The sequence below is a fragment of the Ideonella sp. BN130291 genome (assembly GCF_036231905.1).
Classification (GTDB): Bacteria; Pseudomonadota; Gammaproteobacteria; order Burkholderiales; family Burkholderiaceae_C; genus CAMLIZ01.
Map to the genome: position 1 here is coordinate 230,345 of NZ_JAZARE010000001.1, position 25,339 is coordinate 255,683.

22 protein-coding genes are annotated in these 25,339 nt (G+C 70.3%); 12 read left to right on the top strand and 10 right to left on the bottom strand.

Going from position 1 to position 25,339, the window contains the following annotated elements:
* Window positions 1–68 precede the first annotated feature (68 nt).
* Window positions 69–983 carry an arginase gene (gene rocF, locus VPH43_RS01055; protein WP_328575791.1) on the top strand — a complete coding sequence of 305 codons (915 nt, stop codon included), beginning with the start codon at window positions 69–71 and terminating at the stop codon, window positions 981–983.
* A gap of 22 nt (window positions 984–1,005) precedes the next feature.
* Window positions 1,006–3,240, top strand: a complete 2,235-nt coding sequence (locus tag VPH43_RS01060; RefSeq protein ID WP_328575792.1) for an ATP-binding protein — start codon at window positions 1,006–1,008, stop codon at window positions 3,238–3,240.
* Between the two features lie 41 nt (window positions 3,241–3,281).
* On the opposite strand, the gene VPH43_RS01065 is transcribed toward VPH43_RS01060, so the two are convergent.
* Genes VPH43_RS01065 through VPH43_RS01080 form a run of 4 tightly spaced genes read right to left on the bottom strand, consistent with a single transcriptional unit; the run spans window position 3,282 to window position 8,370 of the window.
* A complete protein-coding gene (locus tag VPH43_RS01065; protein ID WP_328575793.1) occupies window positions 3,282–3,542 on the bottom strand; it encodes a hypothetical protein in 261 nt (86 codons plus the stop codon).
* A gap of 51 nt (window positions 3,543–3,593) precedes the next feature.
* Window positions 3,594–4,337, bottom strand: a complete 744-nt coding sequence (locus VPH43_RS01070) for a sigma-70 family RNA polymerase sigma factor (RefSeq protein ID WP_328575794.1) — start codon at window positions 4,335–4,337, stop codon at window positions 3,594–3,596.
* Window positions 4,338–4,376: 39 nt separating this feature from the next.
* Window positions 4,377–6,980 carry a ligase-associated DNA damage response DEXH box helicase gene (locus VPH43_RS01075; protein WP_328575795.1) on the bottom strand — a complete coding sequence of 868 codons (2,604 nt, stop codon included), beginning with the start codon at window positions 6,978–6,980 and terminating at the stop codon, window positions 4,377–4,379.
* A gap of 49 nt (window positions 6,981–7,029) precedes the next feature.
* On the bottom strand, window positions 7,030–8,370 hold the full coding sequence (locus VPH43_RS01080) for a cation:proton antiporter (RefSeq protein WP_328575796.1): 1,341 nt from the start codon (window positions 8,368–8,370) through the stop codon (window positions 7,030–7,032).
* 25 nt (window positions 8,371–8,395) lie between these two features.
* Between VPH43_RS01080 and VPH43_RS01085 the strand changes: the two genes are divergently transcribed.
* From VPH43_RS01085 to VPH43_RS01100, 4 genes are all read left to right on the top strand, one after another.
* Window positions 8,396–9,076 (top strand): Crp/Fnr family transcriptional regulator, encoded by a 681-nt coding sequence (locus tag VPH43_RS01085; RefSeq protein WP_328575797.1) that lies wholly within the window; start codon window positions 8,396–8,398, stop codon window positions 9,074–9,076.
* Window positions 9,077–9,095: 19 nt separating this feature from the next.
* Entirely contained in the window at window positions 9,096–9,980 is an 885-nt protein-coding gene (locus VPH43_RS01090; protein WP_328575798.1) for an urease accessory protein UreD, read from the top strand.
* Window positions 9,981–10,188: 208 nt separating this feature from the next.
* The gene (locus VPH43_RS01095) at window positions 10,189–10,554 is read left to right on the top strand and encodes a hypothetical protein (RefSeq protein WP_328575799.1); all 366 of its coding nucleotides are present in this window, start codon (window positions 10,189–10,191) and stop codon (window positions 10,552–10,554) included.
* A 300-nt stretch (window positions 10,555–10,854) separates the two neighbouring features.
* On the top strand, window positions 10,855–11,283 hold the full coding sequence (locus tag VPH43_RS01100; protein ID WP_328575800.1) for a hypothetical protein: 429 nt from the start codon (window positions 10,855–10,857) through the stop codon (window positions 11,281–11,283).
* An 82-nt stretch (window positions 11,284–11,365) separates the two neighbouring features.
* Here VPH43_RS01100 and urtE read toward each other — a convergent pair whose 3' ends face one another.
* The 5 genes from urtE to urtA form a co-directional block, all read right to left on the bottom strand.
* The gene (gene urtE, locus VPH43_RS01105) at window positions 11,366–12,058 is read right to left on the bottom strand and encodes an urea ABC transporter ATP-binding subunit UrtE (protein ID WP_328575801.1); all 693 of its coding nucleotides are present in this window, start codon (window positions 12,056–12,058) and stop codon (window positions 11,366–11,368) included.
* 86 nt (window positions 12,059–12,144) lie between these two features.
* Window positions 12,145–13,017 carry an urea ABC transporter ATP-binding protein UrtD gene (gene urtD / locus VPH43_RS01110; RefSeq protein WP_328575802.1) on the bottom strand — a complete coding sequence of 291 codons (873 nt, stop codon included), beginning with the start codon at window positions 13,015–13,017 and terminating at the stop codon, window positions 12,145–12,147.
* Window positions 13,014–14,123 carry an urea ABC transporter permease subunit UrtC gene (gene urtC / locus VPH43_RS01115; RefSeq protein ID WP_328576188.1) on the bottom strand — a complete coding sequence of 370 codons (1,110 nt, stop codon included), beginning with the start codon at window positions 14,121–14,123 and terminating at the stop codon, window positions 13,014–13,016. Before urtC ends, urtD begins: the two co-directional genes overlap by 4 nt.
* Window positions 14,124–14,161: 38 nt before the next feature.
* Entirely contained in the window at window positions 14,162–15,745 is a 1,584-nt protein-coding gene (gene urtB / locus VPH43_RS01120) for an urea ABC transporter permease subunit UrtB (RefSeq protein WP_328575803.1), read from the bottom strand.
* A 161-nt stretch (window positions 15,746–15,906) separates the two neighbouring features.
* Complete coding sequence (gene urtA / locus VPH43_RS01125; RefSeq protein WP_328575804.1) at window positions 15,907–17,184, bottom strand: urea ABC transporter substrate-binding protein; 1,278 nt, start codon at window positions 17,182–17,184, stop codon at window positions 15,907–15,909.
* Between the two features lie 197 nt (window positions 17,185–17,381).
* Here urtA and VPH43_RS01130 point away from each other — a divergent pair, with 197 nt between their 5' ends.
* From VPH43_RS01130 to VPH43_RS01155, 6 genes are all read left to right on the top strand, one after another.
* Entirely contained in the window at window positions 17,382–18,530 is a 1,149-nt protein-coding gene (locus VPH43_RS01130; RefSeq protein ID WP_328575805.1) for a helix-turn-helix domain-containing protein, read from the top strand.
* Between the two features lie 75 nt (window positions 18,531–18,605).
* Window positions 18,606–19,973, top strand: coding sequence for a serine hydrolase domain-containing protein (locus VPH43_RS01135; RefSeq protein WP_328575806.1), 1,368 nt, complete (start codon window positions 18,606–18,608; stop codon window positions 19,971–19,973).
* 67 nt (window positions 19,974–20,040) lie between these two features.
* Window positions 20,041–20,643 (top strand): GAF domain-containing protein, encoded by a 603-nt coding sequence (locus VPH43_RS01140; protein ID WP_328575807.1) that lies wholly within the window; start codon window positions 20,041–20,043, stop codon window positions 20,641–20,643.
* Window positions 20,644–20,657: 14 nt separating this feature from the next.
* A complete protein-coding gene (locus VPH43_RS01145) occupies window positions 20,658–22,100 on the top strand; it encodes a cytochrome P450 (protein ID WP_328575808.1) in 1,443 nt (480 codons plus the stop codon).
* A 56-nt stretch (window positions 22,101–22,156) separates the two neighbouring features.
* Window positions 22,157–23,371, top strand: coding sequence for a tetratricopeptide repeat protein (locus VPH43_RS01150; protein WP_328575809.1), 1,215 nt, complete (start codon window positions 22,157–22,159; stop codon window positions 23,369–23,371).
* Window positions 23,371–24,516 carry a HupE/UreJ family protein gene (locus VPH43_RS01155; protein WP_328575810.1) on the top strand — a complete coding sequence of 382 codons (1,146 nt, stop codon included), beginning with the start codon at window positions 23,371–23,373 and terminating at the stop codon, window positions 24,514–24,516. The genes VPH43_RS01150 and VPH43_RS01155 overlap by 1 nt, the downstream gene beginning before the upstream one ends.
* Here the strand turns inward: VPH43_RS01155 and VPH43_RS01160 are convergent.
* The gene (locus tag VPH43_RS01160; RefSeq protein ID WP_328575811.1) at window positions 24,513–25,334 is read right to left on the bottom strand and encodes a DUF4198 domain-containing protein; all 822 of its coding nucleotides are present in this window, start codon (window positions 25,332–25,334) and stop codon (window positions 24,513–24,515) included. The two genes, VPH43_RS01155 and VPH43_RS01160, sit on opposite strands and share 4 nt — an antisense overlap.
* Window positions 25,335–25,339: the final 5 nt, after the last annotated feature.

The window sequence follows — 25,339 nt, forward strand, 5'->3', positions numbered from 1 at the left end:
GAATATCTCTCACACCGGCGGCATGGAGAATCGCGCGTCATGACGCCCCACGCTCGCCGGAGACCCACATGAACACCAAGATCAGCCTGATCGGCGCCCCCACCGACGTGGGCGCCGGTGCCCGCGGCGCCAGCATGGGCCCCGAAGCCCTGCGCGTGGCCGACATCCAGCTCACGCTGGAGAACCAGGGCCTGGAGGTCATCGACCGCGGCAATCTGGTCGGCCCCAACAACCCCTGGCAGCCACCCGACGAAGGCTACCGTCACCTGGAAGAGGTGGTGGCCTGGAACCAGGCGGTGCACGAAGGCGTGTACGCCGAGCTGGAGCAGGGGCGCCTGCCCATCCTGCTGGGCGGCGACCACTGCCTGGCCATCGGCTCGATCAGCGCGGTGGCCCGCCACTGCCGCGAAAAGGGCAAGAAGCTGCGCATCCTCTGGCTGGACGCGCATGCCGACTTCAACACCAGCATCATCACGCCCAGCGGCAACATCCACGGCATGCCGGTGGCCTGCCTGTGCGGCCACGGCCCCAAGGAGCTGGTGGAGATCGGCGGCCATGTGCCGGCCATCCAGGGCAAATGGGTGCGCCAGATCGGCATCCGCTCGGTGGACGAAGGCGAAAAGCGCTTCGTGCACGAGATGGACCTGGAAGTGTTCGACATGCGCTACATCGACGAGATGGGCATGCGCCACACCATGGAGCTGGCCCTGGCCACCATGGACGTGAACACGCACCTGCACGTGAGCTTCGACGTCGACTTCCTCGATCCCGACGTGGCGCCCGGCGTGGGCACCACGGTGCGCGGCGGCCCCACCTACCGGGAGGCGCAGCTGTGCATGGAGATGATCGCCGACACCGGGCGGCTGGCCTCGCTGGACGTGATGGAGCTCAACCCGGCGATGGACGTGCGCAATGCCACGGCCGAAGTGGCGGTGGACCTGATCGAGTCGCTCTTCGGCAAGAGCACCTTGATGCGCAAGTAGGCCGCCTTACACTGCCCCCGACATGACGGAGGGCCCCACACCGCGACGGAACCTGGCGCTGCGCACGCGGCTGATGCTGCTGGCAGCAGCCGCCATCGTGCCGCTCGCGCTGATGTCCGGCCTGGGCCTGCTGCTGATGGTGCAGCAGCAGCGCCAGCAGGCTGAACGCTCGGCCCTGGACCTCACCCGCGCGATGGCGATCGCCGTGGACGCGGAGCTGCAGCGCACGGTGGCCGCGCTGGAAGTGCTGTCCACCGCCGCGTCGCTGGACACCGGCGACCTGCAGGCCTTCATGGTGCGCGTCCAGCGGGTAGTGGCGCAGCAGTCGGGCTGGCAGCTGGCGCTGCTGGCCGACCCCCAGGGCCGCGTGCTGCTGAATACCGCCTATCCGGACGGCGGCGCCTTGCCGCCGATGGCCGAACAGGAGAGCTTCGCCCAGGTGGTGCAGAGCCGCCAGGCCGTGATCGGGCTGCTCAAGCGCGGCTATCGCGGGCAGTTTGCGCTGCCGGTGCGTGTGCCCGTCATGCGCGACGGGCAGCTGCGTTATGTGCTCACCGCGGTGCTGAGGCCGGAGGCCATCGCCAGCGTGCTGCAGCGACAGCGCATTCCCAACGACTGGCTGGTGTCGGTGTTCGACGCCAAGGGCCTGCGCGTGGCGCGCTCGCGCGGCGCGGAGCGCTTCATCGGCATGCCGGCGGCGCCCAGCCTGCAGGCGCTGATCGCCCGCCACGGCGACGAAGGCACCGGGGTGACCACCTCGCTGGAAGGCGAGGAGATCCACACCGCGTACACCCGGCTGCGCAGCAGCGGCTGGATGGTGGCGATCGGCGTGCCCTCTTCCGCCGTGTATGCCGGCATCAGCCAGTCGCTGGCCGCGTATGGCGGCGGGCTGCTGCTGTCGCTGCTGCTCGGGGGCCTGGCCGCGCTCCTGGTGTCGCGCGGCATCACCCGCCCCATCCGTTCACTGCACCAGGCGGCCCAGGCACTGGGGCAGGGCCGGGTGCCACAGGTGCAGGGCAGCTCCATCCGCGAGCTGCAGGACGTGGCCGACGCGCTGCATGCATCGGCCCAGTTGCAGCAGGCTGGCGCAGCGGAACGCGCCAGGCTGTACGAGCAGGCCCAGGCCGCGCGCCAGCAGGCCGAAGCCGCCAACCGGTCGAAGGACGAGTTCCTCGCGATGCTGGGCCATGAGCTGCGCAACCCGCTGGCGCCCATCGTCACCGCGCTGCGCCTGATGGCCTTGCGCAATGGCGATGCGCACCAGGCCGAGCGCCGCATCCTGGAGCGCCAGGTGGCCCACCTCACCCGGCTGGTCGACGACCTGCTGGACGTGTCTCGTTTTGCGCGCGGCAAGGTGCAGTTGCAGCGCGAGCTGCTGGACCTGCGCGAGGTGATCGGGCGTGCGCTCGAGATCGCGCAGCCGCTACTGGCCCACCGCGACCAACCGGTGCGGGTGGACCTGCCGCCGGAGCCGGTGTTCGTGTTCGGCGACGCGGTCCGGCTGGCGCAGGTGTTTTCCAACCTGCTGAGCAACGCCGCCAAGTTCACCCCGCCGCAGGCCCGCATCGCGGTGCGCACGCTGGCGGACAGCGCCAGCATCACCGTCACGGTGGAGGACGGCGGTGCCGGCATCCCGGCCGACCTGCTGCCCCGGGTGTTCGATCTCTTCGTGCAGGGCCAGCAGGCGCTGGACCGCCAGGCCGGTGGCCTGGGGCTGGGCCTGGCGATCGTGAAGACGCTGGTCGAGCTGCACGGCGGCAGTGTCAGCGCGCACAGCGAGGGCGAAGGCCGGGGCGCCCGGTTCAGCGTGCGGCTGCCGCGCGCCACCGCGGCCGCAGCCACCAGCGCCCCGCTGCCGGCCCAGCGCACGGTGGCCGGCGCCCCGGGCAAGCGCATCCTGGTCGTGGACGACAACCTCGATGCGGCCGACACGCTGGCGCTGGTGCTGGGCACCTTCGGCCACCAGGTTCGCACCGCCGCGAGCGGGCCGCAGGCGCTGGCGCTGCTGGACACATTCGTGCCCGAGGTGGCGGTGCTGGACATCGGCCTGCCCGGCATGGACGGCTACACGCTGGCACGCCAGCTCAAACATGACGACCGGGTGCCGGGCCTGCGCCTGCTGGCCCTCACCGGCTACGGGCATGAGCTGGACCGGGCCAAGGCCCTGGCCGCCGGTTTCGACGACCACTTCGTGAAACCGGCCGCGGTGGAAGACCTGCTGGCCGCGATCGAGCGGCTGTTTGCGGCGCCGGCCTGAGGGCGGCAGCGCCCTGCTGAAGGATCAAAACACTCGGGCTCTCAGGCCCAGACGCTGACCTGCAACGGGCGCGAGGTGCCGCGGAACAGGTGGTGCACCAGCAAGGGCCCGAGCTCGACCTCGATGCGCAGGTCGCCCTGGTCCACCATCGTCATGGTGCCGCGGGTGAACGCCGGCGTCGGCGACGGGATGCCGGGCTCGGCGGGCAGCATCGGCTTGGCGATGAAGCCCTGGCGCAGCTGGGCGCGGTAGTCGGCGAGCGGGCTGGAAGCGGCGGTGAACGAGCTGGATGCGACGGTCATCGAACGGCAGGGGAGCGAGGCCGGCGCAGTGTAGCGGCCGGCGCCGCGGGCCTACCAGTCGCGTAAACGCCGCTTGAGCTTGGCCATCACTTCGTTGTTGATCTGCGAGACGCGCGCGGTGCTCAGGCCCAGCGATTCGGCGACCTCGCTCATGCTTTCGTCGCGCTGGTAAAGCGCTTCCATCACGAAGCGCTCGCGCTCCTCCAGCGCGTCGAAGGCCGCGTTCAGAGCCTCATGGCGCTGGCGTGCCTGCAGGCCACGCAGCGGATCGGCGAGTTCGTCCACCTGCGCCTCGTCCTCGCCATAGGCCGCCCACGTGGCAAAGGCCTCTTCGCCCTGCTCCAGCTCCTCGTCCTGCGTGCGGGCGCCGCCGGCACCCGCTTCGACCATCAGGTCGTGGAACTTCTGCAGTGTCCAGCCGAGTTCGTTGGCCACTTCCTTGGCGCGCGGCGTGCGATGCAGCCGGTGCTCCAGGCGCTGCACCGCGGCGCGCACCTGGCGCAGGCGCGAGCGGGTGTCGCGCGACAAGGTGTCGGTGGCGCGCAGCGCGTCCAGCATGGCGCCTTCGATGCGGCGCGCGGCATAGGTCTCGAAGCTGGCGCCATGGCCTTCTTCGAAGCGGGAGAGGGCCTCGTTCAGGCCGATCAGGCCGGCCTGCTCCAGCTCCTCCATCGTCACGTTGGCGGGCAGGCGCATGCGCATGCGCGCGGCGATGCGGCGCACCAGTGCCTTGTGGGCACGCAGCTGGACGCTGCGCTCGCAGGTGGCCGCCTTTCGTTGGGAGATCGAGGTCATGTGTGGCACCCCTGACCGTAACCCCGCGGCGCGGTGCGGTCAACGCACCCGCTTGGGGGAGGCGCCGCGTGGTGGCCGCCGGCGTGACAAAGTGGCAGCGGCTTCGGCTTCGGCCTGCGGCGCCGACCGCACGGGCACGCTTTGCGGTGCCGCATCGCCCAGCTCGCGCGCAGCGTCCTTGAGGATGCGGTCCAGCCGGTCGCTCAGTTTTTCGGTGCTGATCTGCTCGCGGAAGCGCTCCACCATCAGCGGCAGGCTGAACGGGCTGGGCACCTTCAGCTCCACCAGCTCCGCACGCTGCGAGCGCATGCGGTTCAGCGCACGCGCCAGCCGGTCCAGCTCCAGCTCCTGCGACAGCACTTCGCCCTCGGCCTGGCCGAGCAGCAGGTTGCCGGCGTCGTACTTGCGGAAGACTTCGTAGAACAGCGATGACGATGCCTGCAGCTGCCGCAGGCTCTTGGGCGCGCCGGGGTAACCGTTGAACACCAGCCCGGCCACGCGCGCGATCTCGCGGAAGCGCCGGCGTGCGAGCGCGCTGGAGTTCAGGCTCTCCAGCACGTCGTGCATCAGCCGCCCGGTGTCGAAGGCGGATCCATCCAGCAGCGGCGCGATGTCCACCGGCAGCGGCGACAGCAGCTCGAAGCCGTAGTCGTTGATGCTGATCGCAAAGCTGTTGGGCTGCTGTTTCGACAGCCGCCAGGCAAGCAGGTTGCCCAGGCCGATGTGCACATTGCGCCCGGCGAACGGATACAGGTAGAGGTGGTGGCCTTCGCGCGAGCGGAAGCGTTCGATCAGCAGCGTGTCCGGCGACGGCAGCTGGGACAGCGCCATCTGCGTGCGCAGCATCGGCTCGGCCGCCCGCATCTCCGGGCTGTCGAACTCGCCGCGGCGGGCGTCCTGCAGCATCTGCAGCACCATGTCGGAGAGTTCGTTGGACAGCGCCATCTTGCTGCCGTTCCACACCGACACCACACCCTTGCGCTTCTTCTCCGGCTTCTTGACGTAGGCCGTGAGCTCCTTGGTGCGCACGTATTCCAGCAGGCGGCCGGCGAACACGAAGCAGTCGCCCGGGTTCAAGCGCGAGATGAATCCTTCCTCGATCGTGCCGATCATGCCGCCCGAGACCCACTTCACCTGCATCGCGGCGTCGCTGACGATGGTGCCCACGCCGAGGCGGTGGCGCTGGGCGATGCGGCGGTCCGGCACGGTGAAGCGGCCTTCCACCACCTGCACCCGATGAAAGTCGGGATACGCGTGCAGGCTGGCACCGCCCTGCACCACGAAGTCGATCGCCCAGTCGAACTCCTCGCGCGTGAGCTCGGCATAGGAGGGCGCAGTGCGCACCTCCTCGAACAGGGCCTCGGAGGTGTAGCCGCAGCCGCCCTCGCGCGGCTCGGCAGGGAAACCGCCTCCCAGCGCCACCGTGACCAGGTGCTGCACCAGCACGTCCAGCGGCTTGTGCGGGCAGCGCCGCTGCTCCACCCGCCCGGCATGCGCGGCGCGCCGCGCGGCCGCGGCCTCCACCAGCTCCAGCGTGTTGGTGGGCACCAAGGTCACGCGGCTGGGCCGGCCCGGCGCATGGCCGGAGCGGCCGGCGCGCTGCAGCAGCCGCGCCACGCCCTTGGCCGAGCCGATCTGCAGCACCCGCTCCACCGGCAGGAAGTCCACGCCGAGGTCCAGCGAGGAGGTGGCCACCACCGCCTTCAGCTGGCCCTCCTTGAGCCCCAGCTCCACCCAGCTGCGCACTTCCTTGTCCAGCGAGCCATGGTGCAAGGCCACCACGCCGGCCCAGTCGGGCCGCGCCTGCAGCAGCAGCTGGTACCAGATCTCGGCCTGCGAGCGCACATTGGTGAACACCAGCGTGGTGGACGAGCGCTCGATCTCCTCCACCACCGGCATCTGCATCTGCGCGCCGAGGTGGCCGCCCCAGGAGAAGCGGCCGGGTTCGTGCGGCAGCAGGGTGTCGATCACCAGCGTCTTGTCGACCCGGCCCTGCACCAGGCGCGCATCGGGGTCGGCGGTGAGCACATGCATCGCATCGGCGAGGTTGCCCAGGGTGGCGCTCAGGCCCCAGGCCACCAGCCGCGGGTTCCAGCGCCGCAGGCGGGCCAGCGCCAGCTGCACCTGCACGCCGCGCTTGTTGCCGATGAGCTCATGCCACTCGTCCACGATGACGGTGTGCACACCGGCAAGCTCCTCGATCGCCTTTTCGCGCGTGAGCATCAGCGTGAGGGATTCCGGCGTGGTGACCAGCGCGGTGGGCATGCGCCGGTCCTGGCGCGCGCGTTCGGCCGAGGGTGTGTCGCCGGTGCGCAGGCTCACGCTCCAGCGGCTGCCCAGGTCGGTGAGCGGGCGCGCCAGGGCACGCGTGGTGTCGGCCGCCAGCGCCCGCATCGGCGTGAGCCACAGCACACCCAGCGGCGGCGCATGGCGGCCGCCGCCCAGCACCGGCACGCCCAAGGCCTGCGCCCGCGCCAGCGCACCGAACCACACCGCATAGGTCTTGCCCGCGCCGGTGGTGGCATGCAGCAGGCCGCTGTGGCCCTCGGCCATGGCCCGCCACACCTCGCGCTGGAACGCAAAGGGCTGCCAGCCGCGCTCGGCGAACCAGGCGTCGGGCAGGCGATCGAAGGGGGCGCTCATCGGCGGCTGATTGTGGGCCCGGCGCTCAAAGGCGCGCCCAGGGCTCGATTCACAAACCTTCGCGCCGCGGAGCGGGCTCGTCCTTGGGCTGGCGGCGCCTGCGGTAGCGTTCCATCAGCGGCGTGGCCGACACGCCATGCAGGCAGATCGACATCGCGATCGTGAGGAACACCGCGCTCGCCACGGTGTGGGTCCACGCCGGGTCCAGCTGGTGCCCGGCCGCATACGACAGGTAATACACCGAGCCCACGCCGCGGATGCCGAACCAGGCCATGAGCCGGCGCTGCGCCTTGGTGACGCGGCGGCGCGGCAGCACGGCCAGCACGGCCAGCGGGCGTGCCACCACGAGCACCAGCGCGGCGAACACCAGCACCTGCCATTCCCAGGACACCCACGCGAGCGTCGCGCCGATCAGCAGCACGATCGCCACCTCGGCCAGGCGCTCGCACTGCCCGCTGAAACTGGACAGCCGCGAGGAATGCCCCGCATCGTCCTCGGCGTCCTTGCGCACCCGGCCGCGCCGCTCGGCGTGCGCCAGGCCGGCCCCGGCCGCAAACACCGCCAGGAAGCCATAGGCGTGCAGCGCCAGCGCCACGCCGTACACCAGCGCGATCACGCCGAAGACCAGGAACTCCTCGTATTCCAGCCGGTGCCCGCCGCCGCGCAGGCGCAGCACCGTGCGGCCCACCCACACGCCGCACCACCAGCCGAGCAGCAGGCCGGCGGCGATCGCCCAGACCAGGTCGACCGCCACCCAGCGCCAGCCGAAGGCGCCCAGCTCGTGCGTGCCGAGCAGGCCCAGCGCGAGCATCACCGCAGGAAAGGCCGTGCCGTCGTTGATGCCGCCCTCTGCGGTGAGCGATACGCGCACCGCGTCCCGGTCGCCGGCCTCGCGGATCTGCACATCGGAGGCCAGCACCGGATCGGTGGGCGCCAGCACTGCCCCCAGCAGCAAGGCGGCCGCCGGCGGCACATCCAGCAGCAGCCAGCCGGCCAGAGCGATGAGGGCGGTGGTGAGCACCATGCCCACCGTCGCCAGCCGCACCGGCAGCTCCCAGGCGGCCCAGGTGAAGGGCATGCGCAGGCGCAGGCCCACGGCAAACAGCGTGATCAACACCGCGATCTCGGTCAGCAGCTCCAGGATGCCGGCCCGGTGCATCGGGTCCACGTCGATCAGGCCCAGGCCGACGCGGCCGGTCGCGGCGCCCACGCACAGGTACACGATGGCCGGCGACAGCGGCAGGCGCTGCACCAGGTGGCTGGAAAACGCCATCACGATGAGCACCGCGCCCACCAGCACGAACCAGGCGATCAGCATGCGGGCCTTGCGCTGTGCATGTCCATCCGGCCCCAGCGGCAAATGCGGTGCCTTGCGGCGAAGCACGCGCATCGCGCTGCCTACAATGCCCCGGCGCATGACCAAGACCCTTGCCGAGATGCTGGAAGGTTCCACCTGGGGCCGCAACCTTGCCTGGAACGAGATGGACCGGGTGCGCCAGGAGTGTTTCGAGCGCCGCGTGCCGGCCGAGGGCTATCTGGCCCGCATGGCCGACCCCTGCGAGCACTGGATCGGCGTCATCGAGGGCCTGGTGAAGATGTCGGTCACCGCGCCCGACGGCAAGGTGAGCACGCTCACCGGGCTGACCGCCGGCGGCTGGTTCGGCGAAGGCTCGCTGCTCAAGCGCGAGCCGCGCCGCTACGACGTGATCGCGCTGCGCGACACCCGCGCCGCCTTCATGCCACGCGCCACCTTCGAATGGCTGCGTGCCACCAGCCTGCCCTTCAACCACTACCTGCAGAACCTGCTCAACGCCCGGCTCGGGCTGTTCATCGGGCTGCTGGAATACGACCGGCTGCTGGGCGCGGACGCGCGCGTGGCGCGCTGCCTGGCCAGCCTGTTCAACCCCGACCTCTACCCCGAACCCGGGCCGTTCATCGACCTGCAGCAAGGCGAGATCGGCCTGCTGTCGGGCGTGTCGCGCCAGCGTGCCAACACCGCCTTGCAGCGCCTGCAGGCAGCGGGGCTGATCCGCATCGAGCACCGCGGCGTCACGGTGCTGGACCTGGGCGGGCTGCGCAGCTTTGCCGGCACCTGAAGCCTTGAATCCCTTGGACATGCCGGCTCACGCCGCACCCGCGCCGGATCCGGCCGTGCCACCCGGCAGCACCGGCTGGCATGGGCGGCTCGCCTTGCACTACCAGCTCGATGCGCAAGGCAGCACGACAGCGCACGACCGCCACCACGGGCCCTTGCGCGTGCTGCAGCGGCTGTATCCCGAAGGGCCCGCCGTGTGCCACCACGTGCTGGTGCATCCGCCCGGCGGCATCGTGGGCGGCGACCGGCTGGAGATCAGCGCCGAGCTCGACGCCGGCACGCATGCGCTGATCACCACCCCCGGTGCGACCCGCTTCTACCGCAGCGCCGGCGCCCTTGCGCACCAGAGCGCCAAGGTCAGTGTGGCCGACGGCGCGCGGCTCGAGTGGCTGCCGCTGGAAAGCATTGCCTACGACGGCTGCCTGGCGCACAACCAGGTGCAGGTGCAGCTTGCACCCGGCGCGCAGATGATCGGCTGGGATGTGCTGGCGCTGGGCCTGCCGGCGGCTGCCGCGCCGTTCCAGCGCGGCAGCTTCCTGCAGGAGCTGGAGCTGCCCGGCGTGTGGCTGGAGCGCGGCCGCATCGATGCCGCCGACCGGCGCCTGCTCGAGTCGCCCCTGGGGCTGGCCGGCCGCCCGGTGCTCGCCACCGCCTGGTTCGGTGCCGGCAGCGCACTAGCCCCCTCGCTGCGCGAGGCGCTGCTGGAAGGCACACGCGACATCCTGGCCGGCCACACCCTCGCAGCCCTGGCGGGCTGCACCTCGCCGCAGCCGCAGTGCGTGGTGCTCCGTGTGCTGGCGGACCAGGTGGAACCGGCCCTGCAACTGCTGGGGGCGGTGCGGGCCTGCTGGCGCCAGGTGGCCTGGGGCATGGCCGCCCACCCGCCCCGCATCTGGCGCACCTGAAGCGCGACCACCGGCGCACTCCGCAAGACCCCTGAGCGCTTGCCAGCGCTGCCCTACAAGGGCAGCAGAGGTTCCGGAAAATTCCGTGAAACGGTGTGACAGCCGCGACCGTGTGCGACCCACTCCGAACAAACCCGAAGCCGCGCCTTCATACAGGGACGGAGGCTGCCCAGCCTTGTGTCCCGATCCACCGACGAAGGAGCACTCGATGAAACTTCACACCCTCGCAGCGGCCGTTGCGGCCACCCTTGCCCTGTGCGGTGCGGCGCAGGCCCAGAGCACCAGCGGTACCAGCACCGGCACCATGAGCAGCGACGTCAACGGCAGCTCGACCATGCCGGCCGAGGTGGTGGCCCCCGGCACCCTGGGAACACCCAGCTCCAGCGCCACCAGCACCAGCGGCACCAGCAGCGCGAGCGGCCTGCCGCACCACACCACCGAAACGATGATTCCCACCCGCAATGAAGTGAAGGTGGAGGCCGCCTCCATGGTGCGCGCCGGCACCATCCCGCGCGGGGAGCTGAGCACGGCCTACCAGGACAAGGGCGCCCAACTCGGCTCGACCCCCTTCTGATCCTTGGCGTGCAGCCGGTGGCCGGGGTGCGGGCCGGCCACCGGGCCGTGAAGTGCGAACGACGGCGGCAGCAGCGCCTTGGGCGCTGCGCCCACAACGTCGCGGGCTCGCCACAATGCCGGCCGGTCGCGTCAACCCGGCCGGCGGCCTGACGTTATCATCCTCAGCCGGGCTCGATTTCGGCGTGTTTGCAGGTTTCGAGCCGCGTTCCGGTGCCCTTGTTGCGGTGCCGGCAGCGCAGGCTGTGAAGCCGATGAAACTGGTCTGACCCCCGTTCGTTCCCACTCAGGAGATTTCCCCATGACGATCAAAAACACCGTCGCCGCCGTTGCCGCTGGCGTGTTCGCCCTGTTCAGCGCCCAGGCTGCCCTGGCCGCTTCCCACGCTGGCGCCGCCCCGATGGCTGCTTCGGCTGCGTCCGGTGCCAAGGCCCGTGCCGAAGTCAAGGCTGAAGCTGCTGCCGCCGTGAAGGCCGGCGAAACCAAGGCTGGCGAAGGCATGCCCAAGGGCGAAGCCAAGACCGGCTCCACCACCACCCGTGCCGAGCGCAAGGCCAAGGCTGCTTCCGCAGTGAAGGCTGGCGAAACCAAGGCCGGCGAAGGCTCCAACACCGACCCGGCTGCCAAGGCTGCGTCCACCACCACCCGTGCCGAGCGCAAGGCCAAGGCTGCTTCCGCAGTGAAGGCTGGCGAGACCAAGGCCGGCGAAGGCACCCCGACGACGAAGTAATCCACTTCTTCCTCAGGCAAGAGGGCGATGACGGGCAAGCGTCATCGCCCTTTTCTTTTGTGCGGCGCTTCGGCACCCTTTCTCAGATGGACATCAGGCGGCGCACACCGTCGGCGGCCATGTCCGCGCCGCGGCCCTGCTGCACCACCTCGCCGCGCTCCATCACCAGGTACTGGTCGGCCAGCTCGGCCGCGAAGTCGTAGTACTGCTCCACCAGCACGATCGCCATGCCGCCGCGTTGCGCCAGCATGCGGATCACCCGGCCGATGTCCTTGATGATGCTGGGCTGTATGCCTTCGGTGGGCTCGTCCAGGATCAGCAGCCGGGGTTGCGCCGCCAGCGCACGCGCGATCGCCAGCTGCTGCTGCTGCCCGCCGGACAGGTCGCCGCCGCGCCGGCCGAGCATCTGCTTGAGCACCGGAAACAGCTCGAACAGCTCCGCCGGAATCGGCGTAGACCCCGGCTGCGTGGCCAGACCCATGCGCAGGTTCTCTTCCACCGTCAGGCGCGAAAACACCTCGCGGCCCTGCGGCACATAGCCGATGCCGCGCCGCACCCGCTCATAAGGTGTGCGCTGCGTGATGTCTTCCCCACCCAGCGTGATGCGGCCCGTCTTCACCGGCACCAGACCCATCAGGCTCTTGAGCAAGGTGGTCTTGCCCACGCCATTGCGTCCGAGGATCACTGTCACCTCGCCCAGCTTGGCGTCGAGCCCGACGTTGCGCAGGATGTGCGACCCACCGTAGTACTGGTTCAGCCCCTCAACGCTCAGCATCTCGAACTTGTCCTTCTGACTGGAACCCCCTCCCGGAGGGGGCCCGGGGGAGCGAAACATGCGACCGCAGGTCTATCTCGGCCGCTTCAGCGGCCGAGATAGACCTCCACGACGCGTTCATCGTTCTGCACATCGGTGAGCAGCCCTTCGGCGAGCACGCTGCCTTCATGCAGCACGGTCACCGTCTTGCGGCCTTGTGTGAGCGCGTGCACGAACTTCATGTCGTGCTCCACCACCATCAGCGAATGCTGGCCTTCCAGCGAGAGAAAGAGCTCGGCGGTGCGCTCGGTCTCCTCGTCGGTCATGCCGGCCACGGGCTCGTCCAGCAGCAGCAGCTTGGGGTCCTGCATCAGCAGCATGCCGATCTCCAGCCACTGCTTCTGGCCGTGCGACAGCAGGCCGGCCATGCGCTTCGCCTGGCTCTTCAGGTGGATCAGCGTCAGCACTTCGCCGATGCGGTCCAGCTGCGCGCCGCCCAGGCGCGAGAACAGGCTGGCCCGCACCCGGCGGTCGGCCTTGAGCGCCAGCTCCAGGTTCTCGAACACCGTGAGCTCTTCATACACCGTGGGCTTCTGGAACTTGCGGCCTATGCCCACCTCAGCGATGTCGTTCTCGCGCAGGCGAAGCAGGTCGATGTTGGAGCCGAAGTGCACCGTGCCGGCCTGCGGCCGGGTCTTGCCAGTGATGACGTCCATCATGGTCGTCTTGCCGGCGCCGTTGGGGCCGATGATGCAGCGCAGCTCGCCCACGCCCACCGACAGCGTGAGTGCGTTCAGCGCCTTGAAGCCGTCGAAGCTGACCGTGATGTCATCGAGGTAGAGCGCGATGCCATGCGCAAAGTCGGGCTCGCCGACATGGAGCACACGGCCGAATGCGGCCTGGCGCCCGCCAGAGCGGGCCGCACGCTCGTCATGCGCGCGCTTGGCCTCGGCCAGTGCGTCTTGCAGCTCGGGCGTCATGCCTGGCGCTCCTTCAACTTGCGGAACAGGCCGACGAGGCCCTGCGGCAGGAACAAGGTGACCGCGATGAACAGCGCCCCCAGAAAGTAAAGCCAGAACTCCGGAAAGGCCTGCGTGAACCAGCTCTTGGCACCATTGACCGCGAAGGCACCGACGATCGGGCCGATCAAGGAGGCCCGTCCGCCCACGGCCGCCCAGATCGCCATCTCGATGCCCGCGGCCGGCGACATCTCGCTCGGGTTGATGATGCCCACCTGCGGCACATAGAGCGCGCCCGCCACGCCGCACATCACCGCCGACAGCGTCCAGATCGACAGCTTGTAGGCGATCGGGTCGTAGCCGGTGAACATCACGCGGCTCTCCGCGTCGCGGATCGCCTGCAGCACGCGGCCGTACTTGCTGCGCACGATCCACCGGGCCATCAAGTAAAAGCCCACCAGCACGCAACCCGTGATCACGAACAGCGTCACCCGCATGCCCGCCGTGGCCAGCGGGATGCCGAGGATGCGCTTGAAGTCGGTGAAGCCGTTGTTGCCGCCGAAACCTGTCTCGTTGCGGAAGAACAGCAGCATCGCCGCGTAGGTCATCGCCTGCGTGATGATCGAGAAGTACACGCCCTTGATGCGCGAGCGGAAGGCGAAGAAGCCGAACACGAAGGCCAGCAGCCCGGGTACCGCCAGCACCAGCAGCATCTGCGCCGCGAAGGAATCGCTCAGGCCCCAATGCCAGGGCAGCGCCTTCCAGTCGAGGAACACCATGAAGTCGGGCAGGTCGCTCTGGTAGTTGCCGTCGCGGCCGATCTGGCGCATGAGGTACATGCCCATGCCGTAGCCGCCCAGCGCGAAGAACAGGCCGTGGCCCAGCGACAGGATGCCGGTGTAGCCCCAGATCAGGTCCATCGCCAGCGCGCAGATGGCGTAGCACATGATCTTGCCGACCAGGCTCACGTGGTAGTCGGCCAGGTGCAGCGGATGGCCGGCCGGCACCAGCAGGTTGAGCAGCGGCACCAGCACGCAGATGACCGCTAGCGCTGCGATCACACCAGTGCGGTGCAGCGCTGCGGAACGCTTGTGCACCGGCAAGGGCAGCACCGCGCCAACCGGCATCGCCTGCGCAGACTCAGCCTTGGGATGGGGAACGGCGCTCATGCTTCAGCGCTCCTTCCCTTCATCGCGAACAGCCCCTGCGGCCGGCGCTGGATGAACACCACGATGAACACCAGCACCATGATCTTCGCCAGCACCGCGCCGGCCACCCCTTCGAGCAGCTTATTCAACACGCCCAGGCCGAGCGCGGCCACCACAGTGCCGGCGAGCTGGCCGACGCCGCCGAGCACCACCACCATGAAGGAATCGACGATGTAGCTCTGGCCGAGGTCCGGCCCCACGTTGCCCACCTGGCTGAGTGCACAGCCGGCCAGCCCCGCAATACCGGCTCCCAGTGCAAACGCATACGTGTCCACCCGGGCGGTGTTCACGCCCACGCAGGACGCCATTCGCCGGTTCTGCGTGACCCCGCGCACGAACAGTCCCAGCCGCGTCTTCGCGATCAACAGCGCCATGGCGGCCAGCACCGCGCCGGCGAACAGCACGATCGCGATGCGGTTGTACGGCAAGGTGAGGTTGCTCATCACGCTGAAGCCGCCCGACAGCCAGGACGGGTTCTCCACCTGCACGTTCTGCGCGCCGAACACCGAGCGCACCAGCTGCATCAGCATCAGGCTGATGCCCCAGGTGGCCAGCAGCGTCTCCAGCGGCCGGCCATACAACCAGCGGATCACGCCGCGCTCCAGTACCGCGCCCACGAGCGCGGCGGCCAGGAACGCGGCCGGGATGGCGGCCACGATGTACCAGTCAAAGGCCGCGGCCGGCAGGTGCGCGCGGAAGAAGTTCTGCACCAGCCAGGTGGCATAGGCGCCGATCATCATCAGCTCGCCATGCGCCATGTTGATCACGCCCATCAGGCCATAGGTGATGGCCAGGCCCAGCGCCACCAGCAGCAGGATGGAGCCCAGGCTGATGCCGGTGAAGAGCACGCCCAGGCGTTCACCCCAGGCCAGGCGCGACTCCACCGCATCCAGCGCGAGCTTCAGTTGCGTGCGCACGTCGGGGTCGGTTTCCGCACCGGCGGCCAGGCGCTCCAGCAGCAGCGAACGTGTGGCCGGCTGGTCGCTGGATGCGAGTGCACGCACCGCGTCCAGCCGCCTGGCCTTGTCGCTGCTGGCCACCTGCACCGCCGCCTTCAGCACCGTGAGTTGCGCCTTGAGCGCCGGATCCGTTTCAGCCGCTTCGGCCTTCGCGATCAACGGCAGTTTGCTGTCGTCGGCATCGTCCTTCAGCTGGGCGATCGCCTTGGCGCGCAGGCCCGCATCGGGCGAAAACAGCTTCAGCGCCGCCAGCACCGCACCCAGCTCACGCCGCATGCGGTTGTTGTTGACCGCGTCCTCCACGCCATCGGGCAGCGCCACCTCGGCACCCGTGGCGGCATCAACGGCCTTGCCCTCGTGCACGATGAACACGCGCTCGGCATTGAACTTCACTTCGTCATCGAGCAGCGCCTGCGCAAACCGCTGGAGCGCCGGATCAGCCTGCGCCACCGCACGCTGCAGCGCCGCGATGCGCTCGTCGTTGTCGCCCGCGGCAATGGCGCGCGCCTGCTGCGCGTCCAGTGCGAACACCGACCCGCTCAACAGGGAGAGAACGCAGGCTAGAACGAGGCGAAACAACATCGGAGGTGCCAAAGAAAGTCCCCAGGGGGACAGGCCGCCAAAGGCGGCCAGGGGAACGGGCGTCGCCGGGCGGGCCGAACCCGATCCGGGTTGCCCGGTCGGGTTCGGTAGCCCCTCGGGGGTGGCCGCCATGCGGCCGGGGCTTACGCCCCTGCCGGGGCTCACTTCTTTTCGGGCTCGTCCTTCTTGCCCTTGTTCTCTGCGATGTACGGGCTCCAGGGCTGGGCCTTCACCGGGCCGGGTGTCTTCCACACCACGTTGAACTGGCCATCGGCCTTCACCTCACCGATGAACACCGGCTTGTGCAGGTGGTGGTTCTTCGGGTCCATGGTGGAGGTGAAACCGCCCGGGGCCTTGAAGGTCTGGCCCGCCATCGCGGCGATCACCTTGTCGGTGTCAGTGCTCTTGGCCTTTTCCACCGCCTGCGCCCACATGTGGATGCCGATGTAGGTGGCTTCCATCGGGTCGTTGGTGAGCGGCTTGTCCTTGTGGCCGGGAATGTTCTTGGCCTTGGCGTAAGCCGTCCATTCCTTGATGAAGGCGTCGTTGGTCGGGTTCTTGATCGACTCGAAGTAGTTCCAAGCCGCCAGGTGGCCCACCAGCGGCTTGGTGTCCACACCGCGCAGCTCTTCCTCACCCACCGAGAAGGCGACCACCGGCACGTCGGTGGCCTTCAGGCCCTGGTTGCCCAGCTCCTTGTAGAAGGGCACGTTGGAGTCGCCGTTGATGGTGGACACCACCGCGGTCTTCTTGCCTTCGGCCGAGAACTTCTTGATCTTGGCGATGATGCTCTGGTAGTCGGAGTGCCCGAAGGGGGTGTACTCCTCCATGATGTCGGCCTCGGCCACGCCCTTGCTCTTCAAGAACGCGCGCAGGATCTTGTTGGTGGTGCGCGGGTACACGTAGTCGGTGCCCAGCAGCACGAAGCGCTTGGCGCTGCCACCGTCCTTGCTCATCAGGTACTCCACCGCCGGAATCGCCTGCTGGTTGGGCGCGGCGCCGGTGTAGAACACGTTCTTGCTGAGCTCTTCGCCTTCGTACTGCACGGGGTAGAACAGCAGGCCGTTGTTCTGCTCGAACACCGGCAGCACCGACTTGCGGCTCACGCTGGTCCAGCAGCCGAACACCACCGCCACCTTGTCCTGCGTGATCAGCTGCTTGGCCTTTTCGGCAAACAGCGGCCAGTTGGACGCCGGGTCCACCACCACGGCTTCGAGCTTCTTGCCGAGCACGCCGCCCTTGGCGTTGATCTCGTCGATGGTCATCAGTGCGGTGTCCTTCAACACCGTCTCCGAGATGGCCATGGTGCCCGACAGCGAATGCAGGATGCCGACCTTGATGGTGTCGGCGGCCATGGCCAGGCTTCCGTAGCCGAGCGCCATGACGCCGGCGGCGATGGCGGTGAGGGATTTCGCGGCAGTGCGGCGAGAGACATTCATGGCTAACACGCTCCTTGAGATAAGCCACCCGAGAACGGAGCCGAGGTTAGGCACCGGGCCGCGAAGCCGGAATACGTCAGATGGCGTAGGGCCGCACCGGACCAGCCTGCTCGGCGGCGGGCGCCGCGGCGCCCGGTAGGTGTTCAGCATGGCTCTCGGCCTGCTACCGTAGCGGCCGCTGCCCCGCCCCCTCATCGATGAACCGCTTCGACCTGCACACGATGGACACCGCCCTGCGCGCCGGCTCGGCCGCACTGCTGTTGCTGCTGGGCGCGGCCCTGCTGCGCGCGCGTGGCGGTCTGGCGGCCGCCCGCCTGGGCGCCGCCTTCGCCATCGGGGTGGCGGCCTATGCGGCCTACCCGCCCGGCAGCGTGCCGTCCCCGGCCCTCACACCGCTGGCGGCGCTGTCGGCGGGCAACGGGCTGGTGTTCTGGCTGTTCACGCGAGCGTTGTTCGACGACGACTTCCGACCGCGTGCCTGGCACGTTGCGTTGTGGGGGCTGTTCGCGGTGGCCGGCGCGCTGCAGTGCGCGGTGTTCCGCCCGGCACATGGCGTCGCGGCGGTCGTCACCGGCATGGTGTTGACGCTGGTCCCGCTGGGGTTTTCGCTGCTGGCCGTGGCACAGACGCTGGCCAGCTGGCGCGACGACCTGGTGGAAGGCCGGCGCCGCCTGCGCGGGCCGCTGGTGGCCCTGGTCGTGGCCTACACCGCCGTGTTCGCGGTGGTGCGCCTGCTGGACGGCAGCGCCAGCGCATCGCCGCTGGCCAGCCTGGCCGAAGCGGCCGGCCTGCTGTGCCTGGTGGCGTGGGTGGCCTGGCGCCTGCTCGGCTGGCAAGGCGACGGCCTGTTCGCGCCAGTGGCGTCGCCGGCAGACCCGCCGCCAGAGGCACGGCCCACTGCGGCGCCGTCGGAGGCCGAGCCTGACCCCGTGCGCTTGCCCGCACCCGAGGCCGACCCGGCCCTGGTGGCCGCGCTGCAGGGCCTGATGGCCGAAGAGCAGGTGTACCGGGAAGAAGCGCTCACCGTCGGCGCGCTGGCCGAGCGCCTGGGCCTGCCGGAATACAAGCTGCGCCGGCTGATCAACCAGGGCCTGGGCTACCGCAACTTCAGCAGCTTCCTCAACAGTTACCGGCTGGCCGACGCGAAGCGCGCGCTCACCGACCCGGCCATGGCGCAGGTGCCGGTGCTCACCATCGCGATGGACGCCGGCTTCCAGTCGCTCGGGCCGTTCAACCGGGCCTTCAAGGCGGACACCGGCCTCACGCCCACCGACTACCGGCGCCTGGGCGGGCTGCCCACGCCTGGCAACGCACCGATGACGCTGGCCGATTCCGAAACCGGCTAGCCGGCGTCGAAGGCGGCGAGACGGCGCCGCGCCCCGCCGCCACGCTGCAGGCTTCTTCCTCCAGGAGCCTGCCCCGTGCGAACCGCCCTCACCTTTCTCACCGCCGGCGCCGCCGCGGCACTGTCCGGCTGCGCCGCGCTGCAGGCCGACAAGGCCGTGCGCGTGGCCACCGGGCTCACCAGCGAGCTGGTGTGTTCCGGCACCTTCATTTCCGGCCTGCCGCCGGAACGCAGCTTCGACGAACTGGTGCTCACCATGCCCGGCATGGGCCTGGTCGGCTGGGCGCTGGCCTACCAGGTCGACCGGCGGCACCGGGAAGTGACCGCCAGCGTGGCCGGTGGTTTCACCAGCCGGGCGGCCTACCGCGAGGGGCTGGGCTGCGTGCTGGGGCCGGGTGGGGACACACCGGCGGCGCTGCCCATGCCGCCGCTGCCGGCCGCGCTGGTGCCCGACATCGCAGGGCCGCAGGTGGTGGCCGCCACGCCACCCGCCCTGGCGGCCGCGGTCGACCGGGCGTTCGAGGCGCCCGGGCAGCGCACCCGCGCCATCGTGGTGCTGCACCAGGGCCGCGTGGTGGCCGAGCGCTACGCCGAGGGCATTGGCCCCGACACGCCGCTGATCGGCTTTTCCATGACCAAGTCGGTGCTCAACGCGCTGGCCGGCCTGCTGGTGCGCGACGGCCGGCTGCAGCTGCACCAGCCCGTGCCCCTGGCCGCCTGGGCCGGCGGCCAGGACGCGCGCCATGCCATCACGCCGGACCAGCTGCTGCGCCAGGTGTCGGGGCTGGACATGCCGCAGGCCAACAGCGGCTTCGACATCACGGCGCAGATCATGTTCACCGAGCCGGACACCGCGGCCGCCGCCGCCCGCCTGCCCCTGGCCGCCGCGCCGGGCACACGCTGGAACTACAGCGATGGCCACTACCAGCTGCTCTCGCGCGTGCTGCGCGACGCCGCCGGCGGTGGCCGGGCCGACCTGCCAGCCTACGCCGCGCGCGAACTGTTCGGCCCGCTCGGCATGCGCCACGCGAGCTTCAACACCGACGCCAGCGGCACGCCGGTCGGCGCCTTCGGCCTGCAGGCCAGCGCCCGCGACTGGGCCCGCTTCGGCCAGCTGTATCTGGCCGACGGCATGGCCGGCGGGCGGCGCCTGCTGCCGGCCGGCTGGGTGCGTTACAGCACCACCCCCACGCTGGACACCGGCTACGGCGCGGGCTGGTGGCTCAACCCGCCCGGCGAGGTGCCCGGCTGGGGCATACCCTGGGGGCTGCCGCACGCGCCGCGCGACACCTTCTTCGCACGCGGCTACCGCGGCCAGTTCACGATCGTGGTGCCGTCGCGCCAGCTGGTGATCGTATGCCTGGCGGCGGCCGACATGACGCCGCTGCATGTGGCGGTGGCCGACCGGCTGGTGGCCGACGTGCTGGCGGCGCTGCAGCCCTGAAGGTGGGCACCCGCACCGGCCGCAACGCAGTACAGTGAACGCCCTATCACTCGCACGCGAGGCCTCCGTGAGCCGTGACAGCATGCCCCCGCAAGGCGCCACGCTGGACGAGATCCTGCTCAACCACGAGCTGGACAGCCGCTTCAACGGCCGCCCGCGCTACCCCGACGAGGCCGATCTGCTGCTGGAGATGGTGCAGAACATCGCGCCGCAGCCGCAGGCCGCGCTGCAGCGGCTGGTGGAAAGCGTGCTGTCGGCCACCCAGGCCGACGGCGCCGGCGTGAGCCTGCTGGACGAAGAGGGCGGCCAAACAGTGTTCCGGTGGGTGGCCACCGCCGGTGAAGCGCGCCCGCTGCTGGGCCAGACCATGCCGCGCCATGGCAGCCCCTGCGGCGAGGTACTGGCGCGCAACGGCGTGCTGCTGATGCGCGAGCCCGGCCGCCACTACGCCTCGGTGCAGGTGCTGGGCCAGCCGCTGCAGGAGGTGCTGCTGGCGCCCATCCATCGCGACGCCGAGCCGGTGGGCACCCTCTGGGTGCTCAGCAGCACCGGGCACCATCGTTTCGACGCCGAAGACGCGCGCCTGCTGCAAAGCCTGGCCGCGCTCGCCTCCGAAACCGGCGACCTCTTCGAGCGCCTGAGCTTCGGCAACTCGAGCTACCTCTCCTGAAGCGGCGCATCGCCATGGCGCTCGCCGACAACACCACCACCAGCACCGCCGCACCGGCGCGCCGCATCGCCGACCTGCCCGGCCCGCGTGGCCTGCCGCTGCTGGGCAACGCCTTGCAGATCGAGCGCGACCGCCTGCACCAGCAGGTGGAAGCCTGGGCGCGCGAGTACGGCGAGGCCTACCGCTTCCGCATCACCTCGCGCGAGTTCGTCGTGATGTCCAACCCCGAGACGCTGGCCGCCATCCTGCGGGCGCGGCCCGACACCTTCGAGCGCACCTCGCGGCTGAACCAGACCGCCCAGGCCTTGGGCTTCGGCGGCCTGTTCTCGTCCAACGGCGACACCTGGCGGCGCCAGCGGCCCATGGTGCTGAGCGGGCTGGACCCCACCCACATCAAGGCCTTCTTCCCCACCCTGCAGAAGGTGACCGACCGCTTCGCGCGGCGCTGGCAGCGCGCGGCGCAGGCCGGCACTGCCATCGACCTGCAGGCCGACCTGATGCGCTACACGGTGGACGTGACCGCCGGCCTGGCCTTCGGCACCGACATCAACACCATCGAGTCGGACCAGGAGGTGATCCAGACCCACCTGGACAAGATCCTGCCGGCGCTGTTCAAGCGCCTGCTGGCGCCGGTGCAGTACTGGCACTACGTCAAGCTGCCGGCCGACCGCGCGCTGGACCGGCACCTGCAGGCCCTGCGCGAGGCGGTGGACGGTTTCATCGGCGCGGCCCGCCAGCGCCTGGCCGAGCAGCCGGCCCTGCGCGAGCACCCCAGCAACCTGATCGAGGCGATGGTGGCCGCGCGCGAGCGCGAAGGCAGCGCGGTGACCGATGGCGACGTGTCGGGCAACGTGCTCACCATGCTGCTGGCCGGCGAGGACACCACCGCCAACACCCTGGCCTGGATGATCTGGCTGCTGCACCGCCACCCCGAGGCCGCACGCCGCGCCACCGAGGAGGTGCGCGGCCTGCTGGGCAGCGCCGGCCAGCCCCTGCACCATGAGCAGCTGCGCGAGCTGGACTTCGTAGAGGCCTGCGCGCACGAGACCATGCGGCTCAAGCCCGTGGCGCCGCTGAACATCCAGCAGGTGGTGCGCGACACCGAGGCCGGTGGCGTGGCACTGCCGGCCGGCACCATGGTGATGTGCCTGATGCGCCCGGCCGCGGTGGACGAGAAGCACTTCCCCGATGCGCAGGCCTTCAAGCCGGAGCGCTGGCTCGCGGGGCCCTCGGCCACGTCGTCCAAGCGGGTGGCCATGCCCTTTGGCGCCGGCCCGCGCATCTGCCCCGGGCGCTACCTTGCGCTGGCGGAGATGAAGATGGTGATCGCCATGCTGCTGGCCCACTTCGACATCGCGGCGGTGGACACGCCCGATGGCGGCGAGGCGCGCGAGCGGCTGGCGCTCACGATGTCGCCGGTGGACCTGCGGTTGCGCCTGAAGCCACGCGGCGGCTGAGCGGCAGAGGCAGCCGCCCGGTGCTGCGGCACGCGAGCGCGTCGATACTCGCGGCTTTGCCGCTCCGTCTGCCGTTGTTCGTGATTCGCCGCCCCTTGTTGCCCGCGCTGGCCTTCGCGCCGCTGTTGCTGCTGATGTGCGCCGCCGCGCCGGCCGCACCGTACCTCCCCCGCTCCGACGACCAAGTGCTGGAAACGCTGCCGGTGCGCCCCGCCGACCCGCGCATGGCCGAGGTGAACGCGCTGCGCCAGGCGCTGCGCCGCCAGCCGGGTGATGCAGGCACTGCGGTGGCGCTGGCACGGCACTACTACGAGCTGGTGGCCGCCGAAGGCGACCCGCGCTACGTGGGCTATGCCCAAGCCGCGCTGGCGCCCTGGTGGAACCTGCCACAGCCGCCGCAGCGCGTGCGCGTGATGCGCGCCGTGCTGCAGCAGTTCAACCACAGGTTCAAGGAAGCGCTGGCCGACCTCACGGCTGCGGTGCAGGCCGATCCCGGCGATGCCGAGGCCTGGAGCTGGCTGGCCGCCATCCACATGGTGCAGGCCGACTATGCGCAGGCGCGCACCGCCTGCGAGCGCGTGGCGCCCTACACCTCCGCGCTGCTGGCCACGGCCTGCAGCGCGACGGTCGATTCGGTCACCGGGCGGGCCGAAGCCGCCGCCAAGGCCATCCGCATCGCGCTGCGTGAACAGCCCCAGGCCAGCGCGCCCGAGCGCCTGTGGGTGCTGACCCGGCTGGGCGAGATCGAGGAGCGGCGTGGTGCCTTCGAGGCGGCCGAAGCGGCCTATCGCGCCGGCCTGGCGCTGGACCTCACCGACGGCTACCTGCTGGCCGCGTATGCCGACTTCCTGCTCGACCGTGGCCGGCCGCAGGAGGTGCTGACGCTGCTGAAGGACAAGAGCCGCTCGGACGTGCTGCTGCTGCGCCTGGCACTCGCCGCCAAGGCGGCAAAAGCACCGTCCCTGGCCGCCTACGAACGCGACATGGGCTCGCGCTTCGAGGCGGCGCGCCTGCGCGGCGATGCCACGCACGAGAAGGAGGAAGCGCGTTTTGCGCTGCAGGTGCAGGGCCAGCCGGCGCGGGCGCTGCAGCTGGCGCAGAACAACTACGCGGTGCAGCGCGAGCCCGCGGATGCACGCATCCTGCTGGAAGCCGCCATCGCAGCTCGCCAGCCGGCCGCCGCCGCGCCGGTGCTGCAGTGGATGGCCGAATCTCACATCGAGAGCGTGGTGCTGCAGCAGCTGGCCGCGCGCCTGAAGGAGGCCCGCTGATGCGCCGCCTTCTGGCTGCCACGCTGCGCTGCATCGCATTGCTGGCCGCCATGCTGGCCGGCGCCCCCGCCCACGCGCACAAACCCTCGGACAGCTACCTCTCGCTCACCCTGGACGCGCAGGGCATGCACGGCCGCTGGGACATCGGGCTGCGCGACCTCGACTACGCGATCGGCCTGGACACCAACGGCGACGGCCGCATCACCTGGGGCGAGGTGAAGGCACAGCACGACAACATCGCCGCCTATGCGCTGGCGCGCCTGGCCGTGCGCAGCAACGATGCGCCCTGCACGCTCACCGCGGGCGCGCAGGCGGTGGACGACCACACCGACGGCGCCTACACCGTGCTGCCTTTCAGCGTTAGCTGCCCGCAGCTGCCCCAGCACCTCACGCTGCACTACACGCTCTTTGCCGAGCTGGACCCGCAGCACCGCGGCCTGCTCAATCTGCAGGCCGGTGGCTTGAGCCGCACGGCGGTGCTCGGGCCGCAGGCGCCCACGCAGCAGTTCGACCTGGCGCAGAGCAACCGGCTGACGCAGTTCCTGGACTACGCGCGCGAAGGCGTGTGGCACATCTGGGTCGGCTACGACCACATCCTGTTCCTGCTGTCGCTGCTGCTGCCGGCCGCGCTGGTGTGGCAGGGCCGGCGCTGGCAACCGGCCAGCGAGCTGCGCGCGCCCTTCATGGACGTGGTGAAGATCGTCACCTCGTTCACCGTGGCGCACTCGATCACGCTGTCGCTCGCCACGCTGGGCGTGGTGGCGCTGCCGTCGCGCTGGGTGGAATCCGCCATCGCGCTGTCGGTGGTGCTGGCCGCGCTGAACAACGTGTTCCCGCTGTTCCACGGCCGGCGCTGGACGGTGGCCTTCTGCTTCGGCCTGATCCACGGCTTCGGTTTTGCCAGCGTGCTGCAGGACCTGGGGCTGCCGCAGGATGCACTGCTGCTGGCGCTGGTGGGCTTCAACGTGGGCGTGGAGGCCGGCCAGCTGGCGATCGTGGCGGTGTTCCTGCCGCTGGCCTTCAGCCTGCGCCGCACCCGGCTCTACCGCGAGTGGATCTTCGTCGGCGGCTCGTCGCTGATCGCCGCGATCGCGGCGGTGTGGCTGGCCGAGCGGCTGTTCGATTTCAAGCTGCTGCCGTTCTAGGGCTTGGCATTCACCTCGAAGGCGAGGTTGATGAAGCGGCTGTCCCATGTGTCCGGTTCGGTGGTGGACACGCGCAGGTCGGTGCCGCGCAGCACCCAGCGGCCGGGCGCGGGCGCACCGAACCCTACCCTGCCCTGTGCGTCGGTGTGGAACCAGCCACCTGAAGCGCCGCGGGCATCGATCAGCTCCACCGCCAGTCCGGCCAAGGGCTGGCCATCACGCAGCACCTGCACCTCCAGCGGATCACCTTCACGCAGCCGCTGCAGCCCGCTTTGCAGCAGCGCGTCCAGGCCCATGCCGGACGCAGCCGCCGCAGCGGTGCTGCGGCCTGCGGCCAGCTCGATGCGCGCGTGCTTGGTGAAACGCTCCTTCCAGGTCACACCCCGCGCCCGCATGCCAGCCCAGGCCTCGCGCACCGCCGGTGAGGCGGCAATCTCGTCGAGGTAGATGTCCACGATGCGGGCTTCCAGTTCCACCTCGAAGGGCACCAGCTGCGCCCAGCAGCTGAGCGGCGCCGCCAGCCGGTCGCGTGGTGCGCCTGCCACCGCCGCCTGCAGCAGCAGCGACTTCGGCAGGTCGCGCACCGCGCTGAAGCTCACGGGCCGGTCGTCGGCGCTGCGGCAGCCGCGCATCGTCAGCTGCTCCGCACCGATCGGGAACTCCTGCAGCGGGTAGCGGTTGCCCGTGCCCAGCGACAGCAGCGGCACGCCGCTGGGCGCGCCCAGGGGCAGGAACCAGGTGTCGTGGGCCGCCGCACCGGCACAGGCGCCCAGCAGTGCGAGGGTGGCGACGGTCTTCGACAAGGCACACGACAGCATGGCGG

Coding starts and splice junctions, on each gene's coding strand:
- rocF (WP_328575791.1), top strand. CDS start 69: ATGAACACCAAGATCAGCCTGATCGGCGCCCCCACCGACGTGGGCGCC.
- VPH43_RS01060 (WP_328575792.1), top strand. CDS start 1,006: ATGACGGAGGGCCCCACACCGCGACGGAACCTGGCGCTGCGCACGCGG.
- VPH43_RS01065 (WP_328575793.1), bottom strand. CDS start 3,542: ATGACCGTCGCATCCAGCTCGTTCACCGCCGCTTCCAGCCCGCTCGCC.
- VPH43_RS01070 (WP_328575794.1), bottom strand. CDS start 4,337: ATGACCTCGATCTCCCAACGAAAGGCGGCCACCTGCGAGCGCAGCGTC.
- VPH43_RS01075 (WP_328575795.1), bottom strand. CDS start 6,980: ATGAGCGCCCCCTTCGATCGCCTGCCCGACGCCTGGTTCGCCGAGCGC.
- VPH43_RS01080 (WP_328575796.1), bottom strand. CDS start 8,370: ATGCGCGTGCTTCGCCGCAAGGCACCGCATTTGCCGCTGGGGCCGGAT.
- VPH43_RS01085 (WP_328575797.1), top strand. CDS start 8,396: ATGACCAAGACCCTTGCCGAGATGCTGGAAGGTTCCACCTGGGGCCGC.
- VPH43_RS01090 (WP_328575798.1), top strand. CDS start 9,096: ATGCCGGCTCACGCCGCACCCGCGCCGGATCCGGCCGTGCCACCCGGC.
- VPH43_RS01095 (WP_328575799.1), top strand. CDS start 10,189: ATGAAACTTCACACCCTCGCAGCGGCCGTTGCGGCCACCCTTGCCCTG.
- VPH43_RS01100 (WP_328575800.1), top strand. CDS start 10,855: ATGACGATCAAAAACACCGTCGCCGCCGTTGCCGCTGGCGTGTTCGCC.
- urtE (WP_328575801.1), bottom strand. CDS start 12,058: ATGCTGAGCGTTGAGGGGCTGAACCAGTACTACGGTGGGTCGCACATC.
- urtD (WP_328575802.1), bottom strand. CDS start 13,017: ATGACGCCCGAGCTGCAAGACGCACTGGCCGAGGCCAAGCGCGCGCAT.
- urtC (WP_328576188.1), bottom strand. CDS start 14,123: ATGCCGGTTGGCGCGGTGCTGCCCTTGCCGGTGCACAAGCGTTCCGCA.
- urtB (WP_328575803.1), bottom strand. CDS start 15,745: ATGTTGTTTCGCCTCGTTCTAGCCTGCGTTCTCTCCCTGTTGAGCGGG.
- urtA (WP_328575804.1), bottom strand. CDS start 17,184: ATGAATGTCTCTCGCCGCACTGCCGCGAAATCCCTCACCGCCATCGCC.
- VPH43_RS01130 (WP_328575805.1), top strand. CDS start 17,382: ATGAACCGCTTCGACCTGCACACGATGGACACCGCCCTGCGCGCCGGC.
- VPH43_RS01145 (WP_328575808.1), top strand. CDS start 20,658: ATGGCGCTCGCCGACAACACCACCACCAGCACCGCCGCACCGGCGCGC.
- VPH43_RS01155 (WP_328575810.1), top strand. CDS start 23,371: ATGCGCCGCCTTCTGGCTGCCACGCTGCGCTGCATCGCATTGCTGGCC.
- VPH43_RS01160 (WP_328575811.1), bottom strand. CDS start 25,334: ATGCTGTCGTGTGCCTTGTCGAAGACCGTCGCCACCCTCGCACTGCTG.